This is a genomic window from Roseomonas alba, from assembly GCF_019430885.1.
Taxonomy (GTDB): Bacteria; Pseudomonadota; Alphaproteobacteria; order Acetobacterales; family Acetobacteraceae; genus Neoroseomonas; species Neoroseomonas alba.
The window spans coordinates 163,879-186,900 of record NZ_JAHYBZ010000003.1; the positions used below are offsets into that span (position 1 = coordinate 163,879).

General features: G+C 70.8%; 19 protein-coding genes. 12 read left to right on the forward strand and 7 right to left on the reverse strand.

The annotated features are described in order from the left end of the window. Positions 1-96 precede the first annotated feature (96 nt). From KPL78_RS09520 to KPL78_RS09550, 7 genes are all read left to right on the forward strand, one after another. Positions 97-1,728, forward strand: a complete 1,632-nt coding sequence (locus KPL78_RS09520; protein ID WP_219762707.1) for a TIGR04028 family ABC transporter substrate-binding protein — start codon at positions 97-99, stop codon at positions 1,726-1,728. Then, a complete protein-coding gene (locus tag KPL78_RS09525; protein WP_219762708.1) occupies positions 1,725-2,666 on the forward strand; it encodes an ABC transporter permease in 942 nt (313 codons plus the stop codon). The genes KPL78_RS09520 and KPL78_RS09525 overlap by 4 nt, the downstream gene beginning before the upstream one ends. 136 nt (positions 2,667-2,802) lie before the next feature. Next, positions 2,803-3,639 carry an ABC transporter permease gene (locus tag KPL78_RS09530; RefSeq protein WP_219762709.1) on the forward strand — a complete coding sequence of 279 codons (837 nt, stop codon included), beginning with the start codon at positions 2,803-2,805 and terminating at the stop codon, positions 3,637-3,639. Between the two features lie 2 nt (positions 3,640-3,641). Continuing rightward, positions 3,642-5,306: a dipeptide ABC transporter ATP-binding protein gene (locus KPL78_RS09535; protein WP_219762710.1), complete on the forward strand. Its 1,665-nt coding sequence runs from the start codon at positions 3,642-3,644 to the stop codon at positions 5,304-5,306. Further along, positions 5,303-6,319 (forward strand): putative FMN-dependent luciferase-like monooxygenase, encoded by a 1,017-nt coding sequence (locus KPL78_RS09540; protein WP_219762711.1) that lies wholly within the window; start codon positions 5,303-5,305, stop codon positions 6,317-6,319. The genes KPL78_RS09535 and KPL78_RS09540 overlap by 4 nt, the downstream gene beginning before the upstream one ends. A 20-nt stretch (positions 6,320-6,339) precedes the next feature. Beyond that, positions 6,340-6,921 carry a CMD domain protein gene (locus KPL78_RS09545; RefSeq protein WP_219762712.1) on the forward strand — a complete coding sequence of 194 codons (582 nt, stop codon included), beginning with the start codon at positions 6,340-6,342 and terminating at the stop codon, positions 6,919-6,921. An 11-nt stretch (positions 6,922-6,932) separates the two neighbouring features. Then, the gene (locus KPL78_RS09550) at positions 6,933-7,547 is read left to right on the forward strand and encodes an alkylhydroperoxidase domain protein (protein ID WP_219762713.1); all 615 of its coding nucleotides are present in this window, start codon (positions 6,933-6,935) and stop codon (positions 7,545-7,547) included. A gap of 373 nt (positions 7,548-7,920) precedes the next feature. On the opposite strand, the gene KPL78_RS09555 is transcribed toward KPL78_RS09550, so the two are convergent. After that, positions 7,921-8,394 (reverse strand): peptidase S1, encoded by a 474-nt coding sequence (locus KPL78_RS09555; RefSeq protein ID WP_219762714.1) that lies wholly within the window; start codon positions 8,392-8,394, stop codon positions 7,921-7,923. 100 nt (positions 8,395-8,494) lie between these two features. Further along, complete coding sequence (locus tag KPL78_RS09560) at positions 8,495-10,027, reverse strand: class I adenylate-forming enzyme family protein (protein WP_219762715.1); 1,533 nt, start codon at positions 10,025-10,027, stop codon at positions 8,495-8,497. A 99-nt stretch (positions 10,028-10,126) separates the two neighbouring features. Between KPL78_RS09560 and KPL78_RS09565 the strand changes: the two genes are divergently transcribed. Continuing rightward, positions 10,127-11,236 (forward strand): alpha/beta hydrolase, encoded by a 1,110-nt coding sequence (locus KPL78_RS09565; protein WP_219762716.1) that lies wholly within the window; start codon positions 10,127-10,129, stop codon positions 11,234-11,236. A gap of 200 nt (positions 11,237-11,436) precedes the next feature. On the opposite strand, the gene KPL78_RS09570 is transcribed toward KPL78_RS09565, so the two are convergent. From KPL78_RS09570 to KPL78_RS09590, 5 genes are all read right to left on the reverse strand, one after another. After that, the gene (locus KPL78_RS09570) at positions 11,437-12,108 is read right to left on the reverse strand and encodes a dual specificity protein phosphatase family protein (RefSeq protein WP_219762717.1); all 672 of its coding nucleotides are present in this window, start codon (positions 12,106-12,108) and stop codon (positions 11,437-11,439) included. 372 nt (positions 12,109-12,480) lie between these two features. Beyond that, on the reverse strand, positions 12,481-13,455 hold the full coding sequence (locus KPL78_RS09575) for a Bug family tripartite tricarboxylate transporter substrate binding protein (RefSeq protein WP_219762718.1): 975 nt from the start codon (positions 13,453-13,455) through the stop codon (positions 12,481-12,483). Positions 13,456-13,578: 123 nt separating this feature from the next. Next, positions 13,579-14,088, reverse strand: coding sequence for a hypothetical protein (locus tag KPL78_RS09580; RefSeq protein WP_219762719.1), 510 nt, complete (start codon positions 14,086-14,088; stop codon positions 13,579-13,581). A 112-nt stretch (positions 14,089-14,200) separates the two neighbouring features. Further along, positions 14,201-14,821: a CoA pyrophosphatase gene (locus tag KPL78_RS09585; RefSeq protein ID WP_219762720.1), complete on the reverse strand. Its 621-nt coding sequence runs from the start codon at positions 14,819-14,821 to the stop codon at positions 14,201-14,203. After that, positions 14,822-15,406, reverse strand: a complete 585-nt coding sequence (locus KPL78_RS09590; protein ID WP_255568824.1) for a DUF1285 domain-containing protein — start codon at positions 15,404-15,406, stop codon at positions 14,822-14,824. A gap of 130 nt (positions 15,407-15,536) precedes the next feature. Here KPL78_RS09590 and KPL78_RS09595 point away from each other — a divergent pair, with 130 nt between their 5' ends. The 4 genes from KPL78_RS09595 (at position 15,537) to KPL78_RS09610 (ending at position 22,899) form a co-directional block, all read left to right on the forward strand. Then, complete coding sequence (locus KPL78_RS09595; protein ID WP_219762722.1) at positions 15,537-16,544, forward strand: AAA family ATPase; 1,008 nt, start codon at positions 15,537-15,539, stop codon at positions 16,542-16,544. A 406-nt stretch (positions 16,545-16,950) separates the two neighbouring features. Then, positions 16,951-17,799, forward strand: a complete 849-nt coding sequence (locus tag KPL78_RS09600) for a DUF58 domain-containing protein (RefSeq protein ID WP_369412711.1) — start codon at positions 16,951-16,953, stop codon at positions 17,797-17,799. Next, positions 17,799-20,537 (forward strand): DUF4159 domain-containing protein, encoded by a 2,739-nt coding sequence (locus KPL78_RS09605; protein WP_219762723.1) that lies wholly within the window; start codon positions 17,799-17,801, stop codon positions 20,535-20,537. The genes KPL78_RS09600 and KPL78_RS09605 overlap by 1 nt, the downstream gene beginning before the upstream one ends. Before the next feature lie 277 nt (positions 20,538-20,814). After that, positions 20,815-22,899: a hypothetical protein gene (locus KPL78_RS09610; RefSeq protein ID WP_219762724.1), complete on the forward strand. Its 2,085-nt coding sequence runs from the start codon at positions 20,815-20,817 to the stop codon at positions 22,897-22,899. Positions 22,900-23,022: the final 123 nt, after the last annotated feature.

Genomic DNA, 23,022 nt, shown 5'->3' on the forward strand with positions numbered 1-23,022 from the left:
CAAATTCTGTAGGAAATTATCGTCTTTTCGTTGAATCCGCCAAATCCCGGCCACTACGCTCGCTGGCGTTCCTGGCCCGCTGATCGAGGAGCTGTCATGAGCACCACCCGCCGCAGCCTGCTTGCCGCCCCCGCCCTGCTGCCAGCGCTCGCGCTGTCGCGCGAGGCCTCCGCCCAGGCTGCCCCGGTGCGCGGCGGCACGCTGATCTATCTGGAACAGCAGACCTACACGAACCTCTACCCGCCGGCGGGCGGCTTCTATCCGAACAGCGGCGTGCTCAATCAGATTACCGACAAGCTGACCTACCAGAACCCCCGGACGCTCGATATCGAGCCCTGGATCGCCGAGAGCTGGACAGTCAACGCCACCGCCACGGAATACGTCTTCAAGCTCCGCCCGGGTGTGACCTTCTCGGATGGCACGCCAGTGGACGCGGCGGCGGTGGCGAAGAACTACGATGTCTTCGGCCTGGGCGACCGCACGCTGCGCCACCCGGTTTCCGAGGTCATCACCAATTACGAGCGCAGCGAAGTGGTCGATCCGCTGACCGTCCGCTTCCTGTTCAAGGCGCCCTCGCCGGGCTTCCTGCAAGGGACTTCGGTGATCGGCGGCGGGCTGGTCTCGCTGCGCACCCTGGCGCTGCCCTTCGATCAGCTCGGCGACGCGACCAAGATCATCGGGTCCGGCCCCTTCACCGTGGCGCGGCAGGTGCTGGGGCGCGAGCTCGTGCTCAACGCCCGCCCGGACTATGCCTGGGGCCCGAAGAATCATCCGCATCAGGGCCGCGCCCTGCTGGATTCCATCCGCATCATCGTCACCGGCGAGGACAGCGTGCGCATCGGCGGGCTGCTCGCGGGCCAGGCCCATGTGATCCGCCAGATCCAGGCCTATGACGAGGAGCGCGTGAAGAGCCGAGGCTTCCAGATCTTCGCGCCCTCTACCCGCGGCGTGAACAATTCCATCGCCTTCCGCCCGGACAACCCGCTGGTCGCCGACATCCGCGTCCGCCGCGCCCTGCTGCACGCGACGAATGCGGCGGAGGTGGTGAGCACGCTGTTCTCGGCGAACTACCCACAGGCGACCTCGGTCATCGCCTCGACCGCGCAGGGCTATGTGAACCTGTCGGGTATGCTGGCCTTCGACCCCGCCCTGTCGGCGCGGCTGCTGGATGAGGCCGGCTGGACCCTGGGCGCGAGCGGTGTGCGCGCGAAGGACGGGCAGGAGCTGGTGCTCACCGCCTATGAATCGCCGCCGCAGCCGCGCAACAAGGACACGCTGCAGCTCGTCTCCCAGCAATGGGCGCGGGTGGGCGTGAAGCTGAACGTGCTGGCGGGCGATCTCGGCTCGCGCACCGTGGACAGCCTCGATCCGGCGAAGACGCCGGTCGCGCCGGCCATGGTCGGCCGCGCCGATCCCGACGTGATCCGGTCCAACTACTACCCCACCACGCGCAACGTGCTGCTGCAGAAGGGCGGCGTCAGTCAGCGCGTGCAGAATTTCCGCGACGACGACCTGAACGCGCTGCTCGAAGCCATCGCCTCCGAGACCGATCCCGCGAAGCGCCTGTCGCTGACCGGGGATGTGCAGCGCTACATCCTCGACAAGGCCTATGTCATCCCGCTGTTCGAGGAGCCGCAGGTCTTCGCCGCCGCCCCGCGCGTGCGCGGCTTCGGCTTCGAGGCGGTGGGCCGCCCGTCCTTCTACGGCACCTGGCTCGCCGCGCGATGACCCGGCACCTCGCGCAGCGCATCGCCCAGGCGCTGCTGGTCCTGCTCGCCGCCTTCACCGTCGCCTTCGTGCTGTTGCAGGCGTTGCCGGGCGATGCCGTGCTGATCAAGTTCCTCGGTTCCGAGATGGGACTGACCGCGGACCAGATCGCCGAACTGCGCGTCGCCTACGGTGCCGATGCGCCGATCTGGGAGCAGTACCTGCACACGCTGGGCAATTTTCTGCGCGGGGATTTCGGCTATTCCATCCGCTCCGGCGTGCCGGTGTCGCAACTGCTGACCGAGAACCTCCCCTCGACGCTGCGGCTCTCCCTGCTGGCGCTGGCTGCGGCCTGCGCGGTCGCGGTGCTGCTCGCGTTGCTCAGCCAGGTCGAGGGCTTCGGCTGGGTGCGCGCCGTGGCGCGGTCCATGCCGTCCTTCTTCGTCGCGGTGCCGGTCTTCTGGCTCGGCATCATGCTGATCCAGGTGTTCTCCTTCCAGCTCGGCCTGGTCTCGGTCATCGCGCCCGAGCCCTGGGAGGAGCTGATCCTGCCCGTCTTCACCCTGGCCGTGCCAATCTCCGCACCCCTCGCCCAGGTTCTGATCCGCAACATCGACGCGGTGTTCGGCGAGCCCTTCGTCGCCGTCGCCCGCGCCAAGGGCGCGCGGCACCAATGGGTGTTGTGGCGCCACGTGGTGCGCAACGCCATGCCACCCACCCTGACCATGGCCGGCGTGCTGTTCGGCGAGTTGCTGGGCGGCGCGGTGGTGACGGAAACGGTGTTCGGTCTCGGCGGGCTGGGCGGCATGACGCAACAGGCGGTGGCGAACCAGGACGTTGCGGTGCTGCAGGCGATTGTCGTGCTGTCCGCAACCGCCTTCGTGACCATCAGCCTGGCGGTCGACCTGGTGATGCCCCTGCTGGACCCGCGACTGTCGCGGGCGGTGAGCGCGGTCTGATGCGAACCATCGTCGTATCAGAGGGCCGCCGCCCCTCCGATTGCCACCGGCGGCAGCAAGTCAGTCATCAGGAAGGTCTCTCGGCCTTCGCCGGCAAGGCCTCTCCAACTCTCCCGCGTCGCAAAGGGACCACCCCATGAGCGGTGCCGCCCTCCCCCTGCGCGCCGCTCGCGCGCTGCGTCTCCCGCCCTTGGGATTGGTGCTCGCCTGGGCCATGGTCGCCCTCGTCATGGCCTGGGCCATCGCGCCCGGCCTGTTCGCCTGGCAGAGCCCGTTGCAGGGCATCTCCGGCAGCCAGCTCGCCGAGCCCAGCGCGCAGCATTGGCTCGGCACCGATGGTCTCGGGCGCGACATGTATGCGCGCGTCGTCTATGGCGCGCGGGAATCGCTGCTCGGCGCGTTCCTCGCCGTCACGGTGGGGCTGACGCTCGGCACGCTGCTTGGGCTGATCGCCGGCGCGCGGGGCGGGCTGGTCGATGCGGCGGTGATGCGGCTGGTGGATACGCTGCTCGCCATCCCGTCGCTGCTGCTGTCGCTGTCGGTGATCATCCTGCTCGGCTTCGGGTCGATCAACGCGGCGATCGCGGTCGGCTTCGTCTCCGTCGCGCATTTCGCGCGGCTGTCGCGCACGGAGGTGCTGCGCGTGCGCCGCGCCGAATATGTCGAAGCCGCCTTCGGGTCCGGTGGACGCTTCCTCGCCGTGCTGTGGCGGCATGTGCTGCCGAACGCGCTGACTTCGGTGCTGGCGCTCGCCGCGCTGCAATTCGGTTCGGCGATCCTGGCGCTGGCGACGCTCGGCTTCCTTGGCTACGGCGCGCCGCCGCCCACGCCCGAATGGGGGCTGCTGATCGCGGAGGGGCGCGACTTCCTCGCCTCCGCCTGGTGGCTCACCTGCGCGCCGGGCGTCGTCGTGGTGCTGGTGGTGCTCTCCGCCGAACGCATCAGCCGCAGCCTGGGGGCCCGCCGGACATGAACATGGACCTCGCCGCGCGCCTTTCGCCCGCGCCTGCCACCAACACCAGCGCGCCGCTGCTGGCGGTGGAAGACCTCGCCATCCGCTATGTCAGCGGCGGCACGTCGCGCCGCGTGGTGGAGGGCGTGTCCTTCACCGTCGCGCCCGGCGAGGTGCTCGCCCTGGTCGGCGAATCCGGCTCTGGCAAGACCACCACGGCGCAGGCGGTTCTGGGCCTGTTGCCGGCCAACGGCGCAATCGAGAGCGGGTCGATCCGCCTCGACGGGACCGACATCGCGCATTGGCCGGAACGCAAGCTCGCCGCGCTGCGCGGCGCGCGCATCAGCCTGATCCCGCAGGACCCCACCACCTCGCTGAACCCGGTGCGCACCATCGGGTCGCAGATCGCCGAGATCCTGCAGATCCATGGCGAGCGCAACCGCGGCCGCATTCGTGCCCGCGTTCTGGAACTGCTGACCCGCGTCGGCCTGGAACCGGCCGAGATGCGCGCGCAGCAGTACCCGCACCAGCTTTCGGGCGGCATGCGCCAGCGCGTGCTGATCGCCATCGCGGTTGCCTTGCGTCCGGGGCTGATCGTCGCCGACGAACCCACCTCGGCACTCGACGTGACCGTGCAGCGGCGCGTGCTGGACCTGCTCGACGATCTCCGCCGGGAATACGGCACCGCGGTGCTGCTGGTGACGCACGATCTCGGCGTCGCGGCCGACCGCGCCGACCGGGTGGTGGTGCTGCGGCAGGGCCGCATCCAGGAAGCCGGCCCGGTGCGCGAGGTGCTCGCCGCGCCGAAGAGCGAGTATGCGCGCCAGCTCCTGGCCGATGCGCCATCGCTCGCCACGCCCCGCGCGCGGCCCATCGCCCCGCCCACCGCCGGCACCATGCTGAAGGTCGCGGGGCTGACCCAGCTCTATCCGATGGCCGGAGAACGCAGCCGCGTCTTCCGCGCCGCCGACGACGTGAATTTCGAGGTGCGCGCCGGCACCACCCATGCGCTCGTTGGTGAATCCGGCTCCGGCAAGACCACCACCGCGCGCTGCATCGCCGGCTTCCTGCGACCCACCTCCGGCACGGTCGAGGTCGGCGGCACCGATGTCGCGCAGCTTTCCGGCGAACAGCTCCGCCAGTTCCGCCGCAAGGTGCAGCTCGTCTTCCAGAACCCCTTCGCCTCGCTCGATCCGCGCCAGACCATCGGCCAGATCGTCGAGGAACCGCTGTGGAACTTCGACGCCGTCAGTCGGATCGAACGCGAGAACCGCGTCCGCGGCATGATCGAACGCGTCGGCCTGCCCGATTCCGTGCTCACCCGCCCGCCCGCCGCCCTGTCGGGCGGCCAACGCCAGCGCGTGGCCATCGCCCGCGCCCTGGTGCTGAAGCCCCGCGTGGTGGTGCTGGATGAGGCCGTCTCGGCGCTGGACGTGACCGTGCAGGCCCGTATCCTGGAACTCCTCGACGAGTTGCAGCGGGAACTGGGCCTCACCTATGTCTTCGTCTCGCACGACCTTGCCGTGGTGCGGCTGATCGCCGACACCGTCTCCGTGATGCGCTCCGGCCAGGTGGTGGAATCCGGGCCGGTCGAGACGGTGTTCCACAACCCGGCCAACGACTACACGCGCGACCTGATCGCGGCCATTCCCGGCAGCGCAGGCGCAGCAGGAAAGGCAGCGCCATGAAGCTCGGCTTCTTCACCCGAGTGCTCGATGAGGGAAGTGCGGCGGAACGCTACCGCTGCGCCCTCGCCCAGATCCGCCACGCCGAGGCGCAGGGCTTCGACAGTGCCTGGGTGGCGCAACACCATTTCCACGAATTCGAGGGCGGGCTGCCCTCCCCCTTCGTGCTGCTGGCCCAGGCCGCGGCGCTGACCTCGCGCATCCGTCTCGCCACCGGCATCGTCACCCTGCCGATGGAAATGCCGATCCGCGTTGCCGAGGACGCGATCGTCCTTGACCTGATTTCGAACGGGCGCCTGGAACTCGGCGTCGGCTCGGGGGGCAATCCGGAAGCCTTCGCCGCCTTCGGCCTGAAGGATGCCGACCGCCGCACCGTCTTCGCCGAAAAGCTCGACGAGCTGCTCGGCGCGCTGCGCGGCGATGCGCTGAAGGGTGGCGACCACGTCTATCCCTCACACCCGGCGCTGCTGGATCGGATGTGGTACGCGACCTTCTCGGTCGATGGGTCGCGCACAGCGGGCAAGCTCGGCATGGGCCTGCTGCTCTCGCGCACCCAGCCGCGCACGAAGGAAGCGCCCGACGCGACGCTCGCCGACATCCAGGACCCGATGGTCGATGCCTATCTCGAGGCACTGCCCAAGGGTGTCGCGCCGCGCATTCTCGCCTCGCGCTCCGTCTTCGCCACCGATCGCCGCGATGACGCCATGCGCTTCGCCGAGATCGGCCTGCAGCGCTACCACAAGCGCCTGGTCTCGCTCGGCCGCGTGCCGGATGCGCCGCGTTCGACCGAGGAAGTCATCCGCCGCCAGGACGTGCATCTTGGCACGGTCGAGGAGGTGATCGCTTCGCTGAAAGCCGACCGCGTCATGGACCGTGCGACGGAGCTCGCGGTGCAGGTGCATTCGATCGACCCGCCGCACCCCTTCGTGCTGCGGTCGATCGAACTGGTGGCGGAAGGCATCGCCCCTGCCTTCGGCTGGAAGCGCGAAGAGGCCGCCGCGGCACGCGCCGCCTGACGACAAGGAACCAAGAATCAATGGACGTCATCGACACGCTGGTCGGCGTCACGCCAGGCTCGCCGCTGGATGCGGTGCGCGACGGACGCAAGATCGCACGCACCCACGCGCAGAAGAGCTACGAGGTGCTGCTGACCCCGGCAGAGCCCGGCGATTTCAGCATCGCCGAACGCTTCGCCGTCGCCGCCTATGTCGCCGGCCTGCATCGCGTCGAGCCGACCGCCGGCTATTACCGCACGGGTCTTCTCGAACATGGCGGCGCGCTCGCCGAGACCGTCGCCAAGGCCATCACCGAGACCGCCGCGGAAGGCCCCAAGGGCAGTTTCCCCGCTGGGCCTCTGAGCACCGAGGACACGCCCGCCCCGGCCTTCGCCCTGTCGCCCGCGGTGGCCGAGGCCCTGGGCCCGAAGCTCCTCGCCGCCTTCGCCCACACCCACTACCTGGTCTTCCACCCGCGCGACGCCGCCCCCGAACGCTTCGCGCCGCTGCAGGACGCCGGCTGGACGCTGGATGCCATCGTCTCGCTGTCGCAGCTCGTCTCCTTCCTCGCCTTCCAGATCCGCGTCATCGCCGGCCTGCGCGTGCTGGCCGCGACGCCCTGAGGAGCCCCGCCATGCCCGACACCATCGAGGCCTCGGCCGTCCCGAACGTCTTCACCCGCGCCATGCTCGGCTGGGTGCCGTTCCTCGAACCGCTCGCCGAAGCCGAGCTCACGCCGCACCACATTGCGGCGCTGATCGACGCCGCCCGCGCCAAGTCGGAGTATTTCCGGCTGCTGGCGCGCGACCCGGATGCGCTCGAACACCGCACGCGCACGGACAAGGACATCTTCTACAATCCGGAAGCGGGCGCGCCGCGCGCGGATCGCGAGCTCGCCGCCGCCGCCGTGTCGCGCTTCAATGGCTGCATCTACTGCGCCTCGGTCCATGCCCGCTTCGCCGCGACCTATGCGAAGCGCGAGGCCGACGTGGACAAGCTGCTCGCCGAAGGCGTGGGAGCGGAGCTCGGGGAACGCTGGAACGCGGTCGTCGCGGCCGCGGTGGCGCTGACCGCCATCCCGATGACCTTCGGGCCGGAGCATGTGCAGCGGCTGCGCGCGACGGGGATGGACGACCTCGCGATCAGCGACATCATTCAGGCGGCGTCCTTCTTCAATTGGGCGAACCGGCTGATGCTGTCGCTCGGCGAGGCCTCGGCCGATCGCGGGCCCAACGTGCCGTCGCGCTGACCTGCGGGACGGCGCTGCGGCGGGAATTGGAGGGGCTCTGCCCCTCCACGCCACTCCGCCAGGTGCTTAGAGCACCTGGACCGCAGGCAGTTGGTGCTTGGGCGGGAGGGCCATGCTTCTCCCCGCGAAGCGCCCTGCGGGCGCAAAAGCGGATTTCGGCAGCATTCTGCGGGTGTTGCACGGCGCCAAGTGGAGGCTTGCAAAGGCGCTTCGGCCTTTGCTGGGGTGGTTCGGAGGGGCAAAGCCCTTCCAATTCCGCCACGGAAGCAGGCCAGTAGCCAGGATCGCCTTTCCGCCTTCACCGAGCCTGGCGGCATTGCCGCCGAGGTGAGGAAGAGGAGCGAGGCGCCCTCTCCAACCCCGCCAGCACCATTCAGCGCGGCGGAACTTCCGAGAAGAACACCTGCGTCGGGATGCCGCGCCCTCGGTCGTAGCTGCCGACCCAGATATCGTACTGCCCCGACATCGGCTGGCGGAACACCATGCCGGGATCGGTGCCCTGGAAGTCGTCATTACAGACCCACTGCCCGTTCGGCAGGTTCACCACCAGCGTCACGTCGTAGCGCGACCGCGCCCCGATATAGAGCGGCAACCCACCGCCCGCCTGGTAGTTCAGCCGCACATCCGGCGCCTGGGCGATCGATCCCACGCAGCCTGCGCCGCCGATGCGCTCGGCGGGGATGGTACCACCCGCGGTGACGTTCACCACGAAGGGGTCGGGCGCGAAGTTGAAGCGCAGATTCGCCGTCCCGAAGGAGGGCGGCATGCTGTAATTCTGCGCGGCGAGCCCGCCTGCGCCCAACGCCAGGATCACGGCCGCGCCGGCCAGCGCCCGTCTCGAAAACATAGTCCATCCTCCATATTGTAGGCGCCGGATGATCGCGGGCCGGAAGGCGCCCTGCAAGCCAGGATTGCGTTGCAGGGTCATGCCACGGCCTGGCCGTGCGTCAGGGCGTGACCTGCGGCACAAGCTGCGGGCGCGGGCCGTCCTCCAGCCTGTGGGTCGCGAGGATCGCCTCCCGCACCCGCGCACGCACCACCTTGCCCTGGGCGTTGCGCGGCAGTTCGGCGAGCGCCAGCCAGGCGCGCGGATGCTTGGGCCGGGCAAGGGCTGCGATGCGCCCCTGCGCATCCGCCTGCCAATCCGCCGGCGGGTTCTCGGCAACGGCGACGATCACCTCGCCCCAATAGTCCGAGGGCAGGCCCACCACGCAGACCGCGCGGCCGCCGGCGGCGCCGTCGAGGGCCGATTCGATCTCGCCCGGATGGATGCGATAGCCGCCGGACTTCATGACATCCGCCGCACGGCCCGACAGGTGCAACCGCCCGCGCGCATCCACCGCGCCGAGATCGCCGGTGCGATGCCAGGCGCCGGCCGGGCGAGCCACGAAGCCGCCCGCGCTGATCGTGCCGCTGTTCATGTGCCGGCCGCGCAGCCAGATCTCGCCGGCCTCGCCTGGTGGCGTCGCGGCGCCGGCCTCGTCGCGGATGGCGATCTCCACCCCCGGTGCGGGCCAGCCCAGGCAGGCGCCGAAGCCCTGGTCGGGCTGCGTCATCACCTCCGCGACCTCGGGCGCTTCCAATACGGTGATGGGGTTGAAGCACTCGCTCATGCCGTAGGTGACGCGCACCACCGGGCCGAAGGCCTCGGCGGCGCGCTCCCACAGGGCGCGGCTGAGCGTCGAGGTGCCGGTGAAGATGCAGCGCACGCCGTCGAAGCGCCGCCCGGGAAACAGCGACAGGATCTTCGCGAGCACTGTCGGCGGGGCGAAGACCGCGGACGGGCCGGCGGCGAGGATCGGCTCCACGGCCTCGGCCTTCACGCCGTCCTGCAGCACGACCTCCGCGCCCTGTTCCAGCCAGGCTGCGGTGATCAGCGAGGCGCCGTGCACATAGGGCGTCATCAGCAGCACGCGGTCGCCCGCACCGGGCGTGAAGGGCAGCACCGCGCGCTGGAGCAGATGCGCGATCCAGCGTCCGCCATGGGTATGGACGATCGCCTTCGGCTTGCCCGTGGTGCCCGAGGTGAAGATCAGCCGGCCCCAGGCCCCCGCAGGCACCGGCGGCAGCGCGGTCGGGTTCGGGTCGGGCGCGATGGCTTCGATCGGCCAGACCTCGAAGCCGAGGGCCTCGAGCCGCGCCTGCTGCGTCGCGGGGGCCAGGATGCGGCGGAAGCCGGTGAGTTCCGCGAACCAGTGGATCTCGGTATCCGTCGAATGCGCGTTGACCGGCACCTCGGCGGCGCCGGCGATGGTCACGCCATAGCTGACCCAGGGCGCCTCGACGCCATTGGGCACCAGCGTCGCGACCGGCGCACCGGGGGCGACAGCCGCCGCACGCAGCCGATGCGCCAGCGCATGCGCACGGGCGGCGAGCGTCGTGAAGTCCATGCACGCCACACCATCGGTGACGGCAATGCGGCTGCCGAAGCGCGCCGCGAGTGTGAGCAGGTCGTTCGACCAGGCGATTCCATCCCTCATGGTGGCGAGGTTCGGCGGGGTCGTGCATCCCGTCAAACCCAGGCTTGATTGCAACACCCAATTCGGGCCGGATGCGGAACAAGATAGAAGGAAACGTACATGGAACCGCTTGATTCGCCCTTGCTGCCCGAGGGCATCCGGTCCCGAATCGTGCCCGGCGTGAACGGCCTTGCGATGCATGTGCTCGAGGCCGGCGAGACTGGGCGGCCCGCCCTGCTGTTGCTGCACGGGTTCCCGGAGCTCGCCTTCTCCTGGCGGCACGTGATGCTGCCTCTGGCCGAGGCGGGCTTCCACGTCATCGCGCCGGACCAGCGCGGCTATGGTCGCACCACCGGCTGGGATACGGCCTATGATGCCGATCTGCGGCCCTTCGCCCTGCTGAACCTGATTCGCGACCAGTTGGCGCTGCTCGACACGTTGAGGATCGCGCAGGTCCATGCGGTGATCGGGCATGATTTCGGATCGCCCGTCGCGGCCCATTGCGCGCTGGTGCGCCCCGATGTCTTCCGCCGCGTCGCGCTGATGAGCGCGCCCTTCGCCGGCCCGCCCGCAATCGGCGCTGCGCTGCGCGCACCGGTGCGCGACATCGCGGTCGACCTCGCCGCCCTGCCGAGGCCGCGCAAGCACTACCACTGGTACTACGCGACCCGCCCCGCCAATGGCGACCTGATCGCCGCGCCACAGGGGCTGCACGCCTTCTTCCGCGCCTACTACCATCACAAATCCGGCGACTGGCCCGGCAACGACGTCTTCCCGCTGAAGGGCTGGACGGCGGAGGAACTGGCGAAGCTGCCGACCTACTACGTGATGGACCTGGCCGAAACCATGCCGCAGACCGTCGCGCACGAAATGCCGCCGGACGCGCAGATCGCTGCCTGCACCTGGATGACGGAGGGGGAGATGGCGATCTACGCGCGGGAATACGCCCGCACCGGGTTCCAGGGCGGGCTGAACTGGTACCGCACGCGCTTCACCGGCACGAACATGGAACTGGAAGCCTTCGCCGGCGCCCGCATCGCCGTGCCCGCGACCTTCATTGGCGGCACGCGCGACTGGGGCGTGCAGCAGTCGCCAGGCGCGCTGCTCGCCATGGAGACCAGCGCCTGCGCGGACTGGCGCGGCACGCATCTCGTGCCGGGGGCGGGGCATTGGGTGCAGCAGGAAAGGCCGGAGGATACGGTCGCGGCGCTGCTTGAATTCCTGCGATAGCGGAGCGTGACCCCCGCCCATGGGCGCTCGGATAGGGCGGATGGCGCCAGGGAGAGGCGCTCTGCCCCTCTCCAAACCTCACCCCGCCAAAGGCCGAAAGGCCTTTGGAAACCGATACCTGGTGCCGGGCGCAGCGTTCAATGCGAGATGCCGAAGCGCACATGGCGCAGGGACGCCGGTCAGCCTCCTCGCACCGGGCGCTATTCGCGCCGGAGCACCCCGTCGACCAGGCGGTCGGCCCAGGGGGTGCTGCGGAACTCGGCGCGAAGCGCATCCTCGGAATAGTCTTCGGAAACCCAGTCGAGGAAAGGCTTCGGCCCGTGCGCCTTCCGATAGGCGGCATAGGCATGGAAAAACGCATCGAGGATTCCGGTGCGCGCCGCCGCGACATGACCATAGCGCAGCGATAGCTGGCGCAGCGCGTCCTCGACGGGATGTCCCTGCACCAACAGCCAAATCCCCGCCGCGAGCCCAGTGCGATCCGCGCCGGACTTGCAGTGGATCAGCGCCGGTTCCTGCATGCGCGCATAGAGGCCCGCCAACCGCAGCACGCGATCCTTGTGCGGTGCCCCGCGGCTCTCCAGCGGCGCGTCGATGTGCTCGAGGCCCAGATCCGCCGCCGCCTCCCGCCCCAGCGCATCCGACCCGCAGGTTTCGCGATGGCCGCGCAGGTTGATGACCGTGCGGATGCCATATCGCCGCGTCGCCTGTTCGAGTTGCCAGGGCGTCGGGTGGTTGGAACGGTACAGCCGCCCGCTCTCCACCACGCCCCAGTTGCGCCAGCCAAGGCGCAGCAGGGCATGGTCCACGAAGAGCGAATTGAGCCAGGCGGCCCGGCGGGCGCCCGGCGCGGTGAGGTCGGGGGCGGACATGTGCGGCGCGTTATGCCCGCTCGGGCAGGAGGGAGAAAGGGCCGAGGACTCCCGGACCGCATGCCCCGCCCCTTCGAAACGCCAGAATCGCACACCCATCGCGATGGATGGCGAAGGGCTTCACCGACCGCCACACCTCTCCCTGCCAAATGCCGGAAGTCCCCCGGAACGCTGAACCTGGCGGATCCGCGCCAGATGACATCGAAGCTCCAGCCCGCTGCCTGCGCACGGGACGCATGACAGGGACGTGGCGCTTCAGCCCCGCCCGGCGCCCCTTGCCGGCCTTCCAAGGTGCACGGCGCCTTGGCGGGACGAGGCTTGGAGAAGGGGCGGCGCCCCTCTCCAACTCGCCGGAAGCCGGCCTCGACGCGCTTATTCCACCCGCGCGCCGGACACCCGCACTGCTTCCTGCCACATCGGCTTCTCGCGGTCGGCGCGGGCGGCCATCTCGTCCGGCGAGCTCCACACCGCCTGTGCGCCGACGCGCAGGAAGCGGTCCTTCACTGACTGCTCGCTGGCAACACGTCGCAGCGCGCCGCTGACCTTGTCGATGATCGGCCGCGGCGTGCCGGTCGGGAAGACGAAGCCCTGCCAGGAGGAGACGACGAAATTCGGCACCCCGGCCTCGGCCATGGTCGGGATGTCCGGCATGGTCGGCCAGCGTTCCGCCGAGGTCACCGCGAAGGCCCGCATCCGGCCTTCCTGGATCACCGGGACGTAGGAGGCGAGGTTGTCCAGCGCGAAGTCGAGGTCGCCCGACAGCATCGCCGGGATGGTCTGCGCCGCGCCCCGGAAGGGCACATGGGTCCCCTCAATGCCGGTGCGCGCGCAGAACAGCGCGCCCGACAGGTGCGGCGTCGTGCCTACCCCCGGGGAGCCGTAGGAGATGCCGCCATTCTTCGCCTTGGCCCAGGCGATGAAGGCCTGGAGGTTCTGGGCCGGATTGTGCTGGCTGGCGACGACCGCGACGTTCGGCAGGTCCCAGGCCACGCCGACCGGCATCAGGTCCTTGGCCGGGTCGTAGGGCAGGCGGGCATAGAGGTAGGGGTTGATCGCCAGGTGCCCGACCGAGGCGATGCCCATGGTGTAGCCGTCCGGCGTCGCCTTGGCGGTGGCGTCGATGCCGATGTTGCCGCCGGCGCCGGCGCGGTTCTCGACCACGAAGGTCTGGCCGAGGATGGGCTGCAGAAGCTCCGCATACAAACGCACCAGGACGTCTGTCGACCCGCCCGGCGGCCAGGGCACGATGATGCGGACAGGCTTGCTCGGCCAGTCGCCCTGTGCGTGGACCGCGGGCGCGGCGAGGAGGCCGCCGGCAGCGGCAAGAAGGGTACGTCGGGCAATCATTGGATTCGGTTTCTCCCGTTGGACGTGGTTGTCCTTGGCAATATCGCGCCGACGCACTCAAGACCAGATGAAGAACCGTTCGGCGGCAGCCCCGAAAAGGGCCGCACGCCCTTTGGGCAAGCCTTATCGCCGGTCCCGCTTCGCCTGCGCATTCTTCACGAATTGCGACACGCGCCCGATCTCGCGCGGATCCGTCCGCACCGTCCGCTTGCGTGACGGCTTGGCGAGCATGCCCGCATCCGCCGTGTCGCCCCCGGCCGGATGCGACGATCCCGCCGCGCGCTTGCGGGCGAGCGCGCCACGCAGCGCCTCGGCATGCCAGGCGCGGCGGGCCTCGCCATGCAGCATGTCCAGCCGATGGTTCACCCGCTTCAGCGCCGCAGCGAAGACCTGCTTGCGGCGGGTCAGTGCGGCGTCGTTGCCGGCTGCGGCGCGCGGCTCGCCCTTGCCGCGGCGGGCGCGGCGATTGGCGTGGACCATGCCGCGCAAGCGGTCGCGCTGCTCGCGTAGCGTCCGCGCCAGGGCGAGCACCTCCTCGGCCGGCAATGCGCCGAGCGCGGGGTAATGGCTGGGCGCGACGATCGCGTGGTCATCGCCGAGAAGGCGACGTTCGGCAACCAGGCTGTTGGCCATGGGGGCGTCCTCTTCCGCTGTTGTTCCGCCATAGCTGGGCTGCGGCGAGGTGGCGCGCAACCGCGTCACGCGAGGATGGGACGCACCGCGCGACGGCGACACGCACGGCCGGTCAGACCCTGCCGCGCAGCACCGAGGATAGCGTCACCAGCATCGAGGCCGTGGCCCCCCATATGTAGTGGCGCTCATGCGGCCAGACCCAGAATTCGCGCATGCGGCCGCGGAACTCCTGCTGGCGCCGCTCGGGCGCCGCGGGGTCCAGCAGGCAGGACAGCGGGTATTCGAAGGCTTCCTCGACCTCGGCCGGATCGCTGTGCAGCGTGAAGGGCGGGCGCAGCAGGCTGACCACCGGCGTCACCACGAATCCCGTACCGGTCAGCAGCGGTGGCAGCCGGCCCAGCACCTCGGGCAGGGCGGGATCGAGGCCGACTTCCTCGGACGCCTCGCGCAGCGCGGTCTGTTCCGGCGTCTCGCCGGCCTCGGTGCGGCCGCCGGGGAAGGACACCTGGCCGGCATGGGAACTCAACTTCGCCGAGCGCAACGTCAGCAGCACCGTCGGATCGTCCCGCAGCACCAGCGGCACCAGCACGGCCGCGGGGACCAGCCGGCCGCCGCTGCGCGCGGCGCGTTCGAGATCGTCCTCGGGCGAGGGGCGATCGCGGGGAATGGCATCGGGGTCGGCGAGGCGCGCGCGCAGCGCCACGGGATCCAGGCGCAGCGCCGTGGAGCTCATTCAGTCGGCTGCCATGTCGAGGTCGGGCACATCGTCGATCGGAAAGAAGATGCCTTCGCTCCAGACGCCGAGCACCTGCCGGCCATCCACCTCCTCCGCCTGGGCCAGGGCGACGAGTTCGTAGAACACCGCACGGCTGATGCGGGCCTCGAGGCCAGGGCGGACGGTGATGTAGGGGCGCGGCTCCCGCGTCACCGGGCACAGCGCCACGCGGATCGGATGCGCCGGGTCGGCCGTGACCATCTCGTCGAGATTGGTGCGGAAGGTCAGGCATTGGCGCGGGGCGCCGCCGCCGCAATCGCAGTCGCGCCAGAACAGCTCGACCGCGACGAAGGGGGCGTCCTCCACCTCGATGCGGCCGCGCTCGACCGGCGTCTCCAGCCAATAGGCGCCGTCCTCGCCCCGCTTCAGGATCGAGGCGAACAGGCAGACCAACGGCTTCCGCTGGATCGCGCTGCCCCTGTAGTACCAGGTGCCGTCGCGGCCGATGCGGATGGCGTAGTTGCCGCATTCGGTCTTGGCACGGGCCAGGACCGTTCCGGGAGCGGGCACGCAGGCAGTGCCCGGCGGCCTCGCGCCGCTCATGTTTTCCATGCCGTGGACGGTCATTGCATTTCGTCGCCCTTGCACTCAGCGTGGCCGATGCGAGCTAATTCCATCAGGGGTGGCTTCGGCCGCGCGCCTCCGCCTCTGTCATATAGGGAGCCCAGCCTGCATGAGTGAAGTGGCCGAGACGACACAGGACCCCGCTGTTCTGGTCGCGGAAGTGGAGGCGCTCGGCGCCCGCCTGGCCCGCGTGCGGGAAGCGGTAGGCCGCGTCATCTTCGGGCAGGAGACGGTGATCGAGCGCGTGTTGATCACCCTGCTGTCCGGCGGGCACGTCCTGCTGGTGGGCGTGCCGGGACTCGGCAAGACCAAGCTGGTGGACACACTCGGCACCGTGCTCGGCCTCGATGCGCGGCGCGTGCAGTTCACCCCCGACCTGATGCCCGCCGACATCCTGGGGTCCGAGGTGCTGGAGGAGGACGCCCATGGCCACCGCGCCTTCCGCTTCATCCGGGGCCCGATCTTCTGCCAGCTGCTGATGGCGGACGAGATCAACCGCGCTTCCCCCCGCACGCAATCGGCGCTGCTCCAGGCAATGCAGGAACACCGCGTCGCCATCGGCGGCGAGATCCACGCCCTGCCGGCGCCCTTCCACGTCCTCGCCACCCAGAATCCTATCGAGCAGGAAGGCACCTACCCCCTTCCCGAGGCACAGCTCGACCGCTTCCTGCTGGAAATCGAAGTCGGCTACCCCGATGAGGCCGCTGAGCGCGCCATGCTGCTGGCAACGACCGGCGCCAAGGACGCGAAGCCGGTGCAGGCCATGACGGGCCAGGAGCTGATCGCCGCCCAGGCGCTGATCCGCCGCATCCCGGTGGGCGAGCAGGTGCTCGACGCCATCCTGAAGCTGGTGCGCGGCGCCCGCCCCGAAACCAGCACGCTGGACGCGGTCAGCAAGCACTTGGCCTGGGGGCCGGGACCACGCGCGGCCCAGGCGCTGATGCTCGCGACCCGCGCCCGCGCGCTGCTGGACGGGCGCCTCGCCCCCAGCGTGGACGACGTGATCGCGCTGGCCGAACCAGTCCTCCGCCACCGCATGGCCCTGACCTTCGCCGCCCGCGCGGACGGCGTGCGGCTGAGCGAGGTGATCGATGCGCTGAAGGACAGCCTGGGGTGACTGCGACGGTGGTTCGGTCGGCATTGGAGAGGGGCCCGGCCTCTCTCAGGACACACGGAGCAAGCATCGCCGCCGGTGGCCCACATGCGCCTGCTGTTGCGATTGGAGGGGCTCTGCCCCTCCAAACCGCCCCGTCAAGTGCTTGGAGCATTTGGAACGCAATCTTTTGGCGCATCGCACGACAGGCACGCCAGGCCCGCGCTTCGCGCTTCGAGCGCAATGGTGGGCCTCGGCACTGTTCCGGCCATGGCGCACAGTGCCAGGTCGAGGTTTCCAAAGGCCTTTCGGCCTTTGGTGGGGAGAGCCCGAGAGGGGCAAAGCCCCTCTCGGTCCGACCGCGCAGGCACCGGGGGAATCTTCGGCGTATGGGAATGGGGAAAGGCGTGACCCTCCCCGGTGACGACCAGTGACAACCGTCCCCGTCCCCTGGGCCGAGGCCCTCGGCGCCACGCTCCCGCCGCTCGTCGTGCAGGCCGAGCGCGTGGCGGCGACCGTCATGCAGGGTGTGCACGGACGTCGGCGGCCCGGGCAGGGCGATGCCTTCTGGCAATTCCGGCCGTACTTGCCGGGCGATGCGGCGTCGCGCGTCGACTGGCGGCAATCGGCCAAGTCCGACCGGCTCTTCGTGCGGGAGACGGAGTGGGAAGCGGCGCAGACCGTGGCGCTGTGGTGCCAGGGCGGGCCAGGGATGGACTGGCGCAGCGACCGGATGCTGCCGACCAAGCGGACACGGGCGGAACTGCTGCTACTGGCGCTGGCCTCCCTACTGTTCCGCGGCGGGGAGCGGGTGCGGCTGTTCGGGCTGCCTCGGGCCTTTTCAGGGCGCGGGGCCATGTCGGTGCTGGCCCAATCCCTGCCGCGCCAGGCGGAGGCGGCAGCGGACTCCCGGATTCCGCGCCATTCCCGCGCCGTGCTGATCGGCGACTTCCTGGCGCCGCTCGAGGAGACACGCCGCGCGGTGGCACAACTGGCAACGGCGACCGTGCAGGGCCATCTGCTGCAGGTGCTCGATCCTGCCGAAGAAACCTTGCCCTTCACCGGCCGCATCCGCTTCCGTGGCCTGGGTGCCGCCGAGGAAGCCCTGGTGCCCCGCGTCGAAGGTGTGCGGGCGCTGTATGAGGACCGGCTCGCCCGGCACCGCGAGGGGCTGGCGGCGCTGGCGGCGGCGTCGGGATGGTCCTTCGCGACGCATCGGACGGATCAGCCGCCGGAATCGGCGCTACTCGCGCTGCATCAGCGCCTGGCGCCCGGGTGATGTGGCAGGTCGGTCCCCTCGCCTTCGCGGCGCCGTGGCTGCTGCTGGCGCTGCCGGCTCTACCGGTCCTGTGGTGGCTGCTGCGCGTCAGCCCGCCGGCGGCCAAGGTGCAGGACTTCCCGGCCATCCGCCTGCTGCGCGACCTGCCGCCGACCGAGGAGACCCCACACCGTACGCCCTGGTGGCTGCTGCTGCTCCGCATGGTCGCGGCGGCACTCGTCATCATCGGCTTGGCGCGACCGGTGTGGCAGCCGGTGGGCGCGGGCGGCGGATCGGGGCCGCTGCTGGTGGTGCTCGACAATGGCTGGGCGGCGGCGCCGGACTGGCCGGCGCGGGTGGCGTCCGCCGCGGCGGCGCTGGAAGCCGCTGGGCGAGAAAGCCGGCGCGTCGCGCTGCTGCCGACCGCTCCGCCCGAAACCGGTGATCCGATCAGCGTGACCGCCCTGATGCCGGCGCAGGAGGCCGCAGCGCGGCTGGCGGCCCTGCGCCCGCATGGCTGGCCGGTGGACCGCGCTGCCGCGCTCGCGGCGGTCGCCGCCTTCCGCCGTACCAATCCGGGGCCGCTCGCGACGCTCTATGTCGCGGACGGCGTCGAACAGACGCCAGCCGGCGATGCCTTCACCCCGCTGGCCGAGGCGCTGTCCGCCGCCGGCCCGCTGACCCTCGCCCGGGCCGAGGCCCGCCCCGCGCGGGTGCTGCCCCCGCCCCGCGCCGAGGCCGACCGGCTGATGGTGCGCGTGCTGCAAACCCCGATCGGAGCCGCGAGCGAGGCGACCGTCCTCGCCCGCACCGGGGATGGGCGTGCCCTCGCCTCGGCCACCATGACCATCCCGGCCGGGGCAGGGAGCGCCGAGGCCGCGCTCGACCTGCCGATCGAAATCCGCAACCAGGTCGTGCGCCTGGATCTGGAACCCGAGGCAGGCGCCGCCGGCACGGTGCTGCTGGATGAGCGTTTCCGCCGCCGCCCGGTGGGGCTGGCCGGGGCGACCGATACTTCGGCCGATGCGCCGCTGACCGGGGACCTGTTCTACCTGGAACGCGCGCTCGGCCCCTATGCCGAGGTGCGGCGCGGGTCGGTGGAGCAACTGCTCTCGCGCCAGCTCGCCGTGCTGATCCTGGCAGATCGCGAGGTGCCGGAGGGCCGGGAGCGCGAGGCCCTGACCCGCTGGGTCGAACAGGGCGGCATGCTGATCCGTTTCGCCGGGCCGCGCATGGCCGAGCGGCCCGACCCGCTGCTGCCGGTGGCGCTGCGGGCAGGAGAACGGCAACTTGGCGGCGCCCTGTCCTGGGACCGGCCGCAGACCCTGGCTCCCTTCCCCGAGGGCTCGCCCTTCGCCGGGCTGGTGCCGCCGGCCGAGGTCACGGTGGAGCGCCAGGTGCTGGCGGAACCCTCGGCGCGGCTGACCGAGCGCTCCTGGGCGCGGCTCGCGGATGGGACGCCGCTGGTGACAGCCGAAGCGCGCGGCCAGGGGCGGATCGTGCTGTTCCACGTCACCGCCAATGCGGAGTGGTCGAACCTCCCGCTGTCCGGCCTGTTCGTGGACATGCTGCGGCGGCTGGTCGCCCTGTCCGCCGGCGTGCAGGGGAATGAGGGCGAGGCCCCGCTGGCGCCGCTGGAAATCCTCGATGGGTTTGGGCGGCTCGGCGCCGCGCCGCCGGCAGCGGCCCCCATCCCGGCCAACCAGGTGGAGGAGACGGCGGCCTCCCCGCGCCATCCGCCGGGCTGGTATGGCTCGCCCGGCCAGGCCGAGGATGCGGCCTGGCGGCGCGCCCTGAACCTGACCGCGCATCTGCCGGCGCCGCGCCCGATCGCCGCCGCGCCGACCAATGCGCGGATCGAGACCATCGGCGGCGTGCCAACGGAGCGCGATCTCGGACCCTGGCTGCTGGCGGTGGCGCTGCTGCTGCTGGCGCTCGACCTGCTGGTGTCGCTCGGGCAGCGCGGGATGATCGGGCGGCAATGGTCGCGCGGAGCACGTGCCGCGGCGGTCGCGACACTACTGTTGTCCAGCGCCCCGGCGCGGGCCGAGGATGCGGAAGCCGCGGCGAATGCCACGCGGCTCGCCTATGTCGTCACGGGTGATTCGGCGGTGGACGAGACCTCCCGCCTGGGGCTCGTCGGCCTGTCGGACTTCATGAACCGGCGGACGGCGGCCGCACTGGCCGACCCGCAGGCGGTAGTGCCAGGGCGCGACGACCTGTCCTTCTATCCGTTGATCTACTGGCCCGTCCTACCGGACGCGGCGCAGCCGGATGCGGCGGCGGTCTCGGCCCTCAACACCTTCATGCGCAATGGCGGGATCATCCTGTTCGACACGCGGGACGAGGGCTCCGGCGACGGGATGAACCCCGGCGCGCGGGCGGCGCTGCGGCGGGTGACACGGGATCTCGCCATCCCGCCCCTCGCCCCGGTCGCCGAGGACCATGTCCTGAAGCGCGCCTTCTACCTGCTGCCGGAACTGCCCGGGCGCTATGCCGGCGGCCAAGTCTGGGCGGCACGCGACCAGGACCGCGCCAATGACAGCGTGTCCCCGGTCGTCATCGGCGGGCATGACTGGGCGGCGGCCTGGGCGCTGGATGCCCGCGGGCAGAACCCCTACGCCACCATCCCCGGCGGGGCACGGCAACGCGTGCTGGCGTATCGCTTCGGGACAAACCTCGTGATGTACGCGCTGACCGGGAACTACAAAGGCGACCAGGTGCACGTGCCGGCGATCCTGGAAAGGCTGGGGAATTGACCTGCGTGACGCGGAACCGGGCGGGGCGCCGCCCCTCCCGGACCCTCCCCGCCAAAGGCCGAAAGGCCTTTGGAAACCTTGATCTGGCGCTGGGCGCCGCTGGCCGCAGCGCGCCGAAACCCGCCTTCGCGCACGAAGCGCGCTGGGCCGGCTTGGCATGCCTGTCGTGCCATGCGCCAGAAGGTTGCGGTCCAGGGGCTCCAAGCCCCTGGCGGGGTGGTTCGGAGGGGCAGAGCCCCTCCGATAACGACAGTGGCCGCGGCCGCGGGCTCGCCGCATGAACCAGACCATCGCCGGCATCGACTTCGCCCCTGTCCTGCCGCTCTGGCTGATCGGCATCGCCGCGGTGATCGCCATCCTGGCCATCGCGCCCGCCGCCTGGCGCAATGCACGCGGTTTCATCTGGCGCGGCGTGACCTTCGCGTTGATCCTGCTGGCGCTCGCGAACCCTCGGCTGGTCGAGGAATCGCGCGAGACCCGCCCCGACATCGCCCTGCTGGTCGTGGACCAGAGCGATTCCGCCCGCATCGGCACCCGCGCCGCGCAGATCGAGGCGGCGCGGCGGGAGATCGAATCCCGCGCGAGCCATCTGCCCGACCTCGAACTGCGCACCATCGAGGTGCCGGAGCAGGGCAACCAGGGCACGCGGCTGTTCACCGCCATGGAACGGGCGCTCGCCGAGATCCCGCGCGCGCGGCTGGCAGGCGTGATCGCGCTGACCGATGGGCAGGTGCACGACATACCGGCGACCTCACCGATCGACGCGCCCTTCCACGCGCTGATGCCCGGCCAGGCCGGGGAGACCGACCGCCGGCTGCGCGTCATCGAGGCGCCCGGCTTCGGCATCGTCGGGCGCGAGGTCGAGATCCGCGTCGCGGTGGACGACCTGGGCGTGGCGAACCCGACCGGCGCGGCTCGGCTGACCATCCGCCGGGACGGCGAGACGCCGCGCAGCGAGTCCGTGCCCATCGGCCGCGACCATCGCATCACCGTGCCGATCCAGCGCGGCGGGCCGACCGTGGTCGAGATCGAAGCGGCGGCCCGGCCCGGCGAGGTCTCGACGCTGAACAACCGCCAGGTGGTGACCATCAACGGCGTGCGCGACCGGCTGCGCGTGCTGCTGGTCAGCGGCGAACCCCATCCGGGTGAGCGCACCTGGCGTCGGCTGCTCAAGGCCGATCCGAACGTCGATCTGGTGCACTTCACCATTCTCCGCCCGCCGGAGAAGGACGACCTGACGCCGCTGAACGAGCTGGCGCTGATCGCCTTCCCGGTGCGCGAGCTGTTCCAGGTGAAGCTGCGGGAATTCGACCTGATCGTCTTCGACCGATTCAGCAACCGCGGCATCCTGCCGGCGGCCTATCTGCGCAACATCGCCGACTATGTCCGCGGCGGCGGGGCGCTGCTGATGTCCACCGGGCCCGAGTTCAGCGGGCCGACCTCATTGGCGCTGACGCCTCTGGGCGGCGTGCTGCCGGCGCGGCCCACCGGGCGGCAGAACATCGTGGCCGAAGGGGCATTCCGGCCCCGCGTTTCCTCGCTGGGCTTCCGCCATCCGGTCACCGAGGACCTGCCCGGCGCCAATGCCGACAATGCCGAGGCGAGCTGGGGCCATTGGTACCGGTCCCTGCGCGCTGACCAACGCAGCGGCAGCACCGTGATGGAAGGCTCGGACGGGACGCCGCTGCTGGTGCTGGACCGGGTCGGCGAGGGCCGCGTCGCCCTGCTGCTGTCCGATCACATCTGGCTGTGGTCGCGCGGCCATGACGGCGGCGGCCCGCAGCAGGAACTGCTGCGCCGCATCGCCCATTGGCTGATGCGCGAGACGGAGCTCGAGGAGGAGGATCTGACGGCGCGGATCGAGAATGGCCGCCTGACCGTCACCCGCCGCAGCCTGACCGAAGGCCCGCCGCCCGAGATCACCGTCACCGCGCCCGATGGCCGCGTCACCCGCGCCGCGCCGGAACCGGCCGGCGGCGGTCGCGCCGTGCTGACCATGCCGGCCACCCAGCCCGGCGTGTGGAATGCGACGGATGGGCGACGGACGGCCTTCGCGGCCTCGGCCGCCACCAATCCGCTGGAGGTCGCCGATCTGCGGGCCGATCCGGCGAAACTCCATCCCCTGCTGACCGGAACGGGCGGCGTGGCCCGCTACCTCGGCGACGGCGCGACACCGGTCGTGCCCGATCTGCGTCGCGTCGCCCCGGGGCGCGACGTGGCCGGGGCGGGGTGGATCGGCCTGCGCCGCAACGGCGACCATACCGTGACGGGGATCAGCGCCCTGCCGCTGCTGCCAGCCTGGCTGGCGCTCGCGCTGGTGCTGGGGGCGGCAGTGATGGCTTGGCGGCGAGAGGGGCATTGAAGGCCCATTTGGACATGCACCATCCGGCGCATGTCCAAATCCGCTGCCCCACCGCGCGCCCGCCCTTATCCTGGATACTGACATGGGCACCCGGCGGGGGCGCCCTTCCAGGCAAGTCCCGAT

Coding starts and splice junctions, on each gene's coding strand:
- KPL78_RS09520 (WP_219762707.1), top strand. CDS start 97: ATGAGCACCACCCGCCGCAGCCTGCTTGCCGCCCCCGCCCTGCTGCCA.
- KPL78_RS09525 (WP_219762708.1), top strand. CDS start 1,725: ATGACCCGGCACCTCGCGCAGCGCATCGCCCAGGCGCTGCTGGTCCTG.
- KPL78_RS09530 (WP_219762709.1), top strand. CDS start 2,803: ATGAGCGGTGCCGCCCTCCCCCTGCGCGCCGCTCGCGCGCTGCGTCTC.
- KPL78_RS09535 (WP_219762710.1), top strand. CDS start 3,642: ATGGACCTCGCCGCGCGCCTTTCGCCCGCGCCTGCCACCAACACCAGC.
- KPL78_RS09540 (WP_219762711.1), top strand. CDS start 5,303: ATGAAGCTCGGCTTCTTCACCCGAGTGCTCGATGAGGGAAGTGCGGCG.
- KPL78_RS09545 (WP_219762712.1), top strand. CDS start 6,340: ATGGACGTCATCGACACGCTGGTCGGCGTCACGCCAGGCTCGCCGCTG.
- KPL78_RS09550 (WP_219762713.1), top strand. CDS start 6,933: ATGCCCGACACCATCGAGGCCTCGGCCGTCCCGAACGTCTTCACCCGC.
- KPL78_RS09555 (WP_219762714.1), bottom strand. CDS start 8,394: ATGTTTTCGAGACGGGCGCTGGCCGGCGCGGCCGTGATCCTGGCGTTG.
- KPL78_RS09560 (WP_219762715.1), bottom strand. CDS start 10,027: ATGAGGGATGGAATCGCCTGGTCGAACGACCTGCTCACACTCGCGGCG.
- KPL78_RS09565 (WP_219762716.1), top strand. CDS start 10,127: ATGGAACCGCTTGATTCGCCCTTGCTGCCCGAGGGCATCCGGTCCCGA.
- KPL78_RS09570 (WP_219762717.1), bottom strand. CDS start 12,108: ATGTCCGCCCCCGACCTCACCGCGCCGGGCGCCCGCCGGGCCGCCTGG.
- KPL78_RS09575 (WP_219762718.1), bottom strand. CDS start 13,455: ATGATTGCCCGACGTACCCTTCTTGCCGCTGCCGGCGGCCTCCTCGCC.
- KPL78_RS09580 (WP_219762719.1), bottom strand. CDS start 14,088: ATGGCCAACAGCCTGGTTGCCGAACGTCGCCTTCTCGGCGATGACCAC.
- KPL78_RS09585 (WP_219762720.1), bottom strand. CDS start 14,821: ATGAGCTCCACGGCGCTGCGCCTGGATCCCGTGGCGCTGCGCGCGCGC.
- KPL78_RS09590 (WP_255568824.1), bottom strand. CDS start 15,406: ATGAGCGGCGCGAGGCCGCCGGGCACTGCCTGCGTGCCCGCTCCCGGA.
- KPL78_RS09595 (WP_219762722.1), top strand. CDS start 15,537: ATGAGTGAAGTGGCCGAGACGACACAGGACCCCGCTGTTCTGGTCGCG.
- KPL78_RS09605 (WP_219762723.1), top strand. CDS start 17,799: ATGTGGCAGGTCGGTCCCCTCGCCTTCGCGGCGCCGTGGCTGCTGCTG.
- KPL78_RS09610 (WP_219762724.1), top strand. CDS start 20,815: ATGAACCAGACCATCGCCGGCATCGACTTCGCCCCTGTCCTGCCGCTC.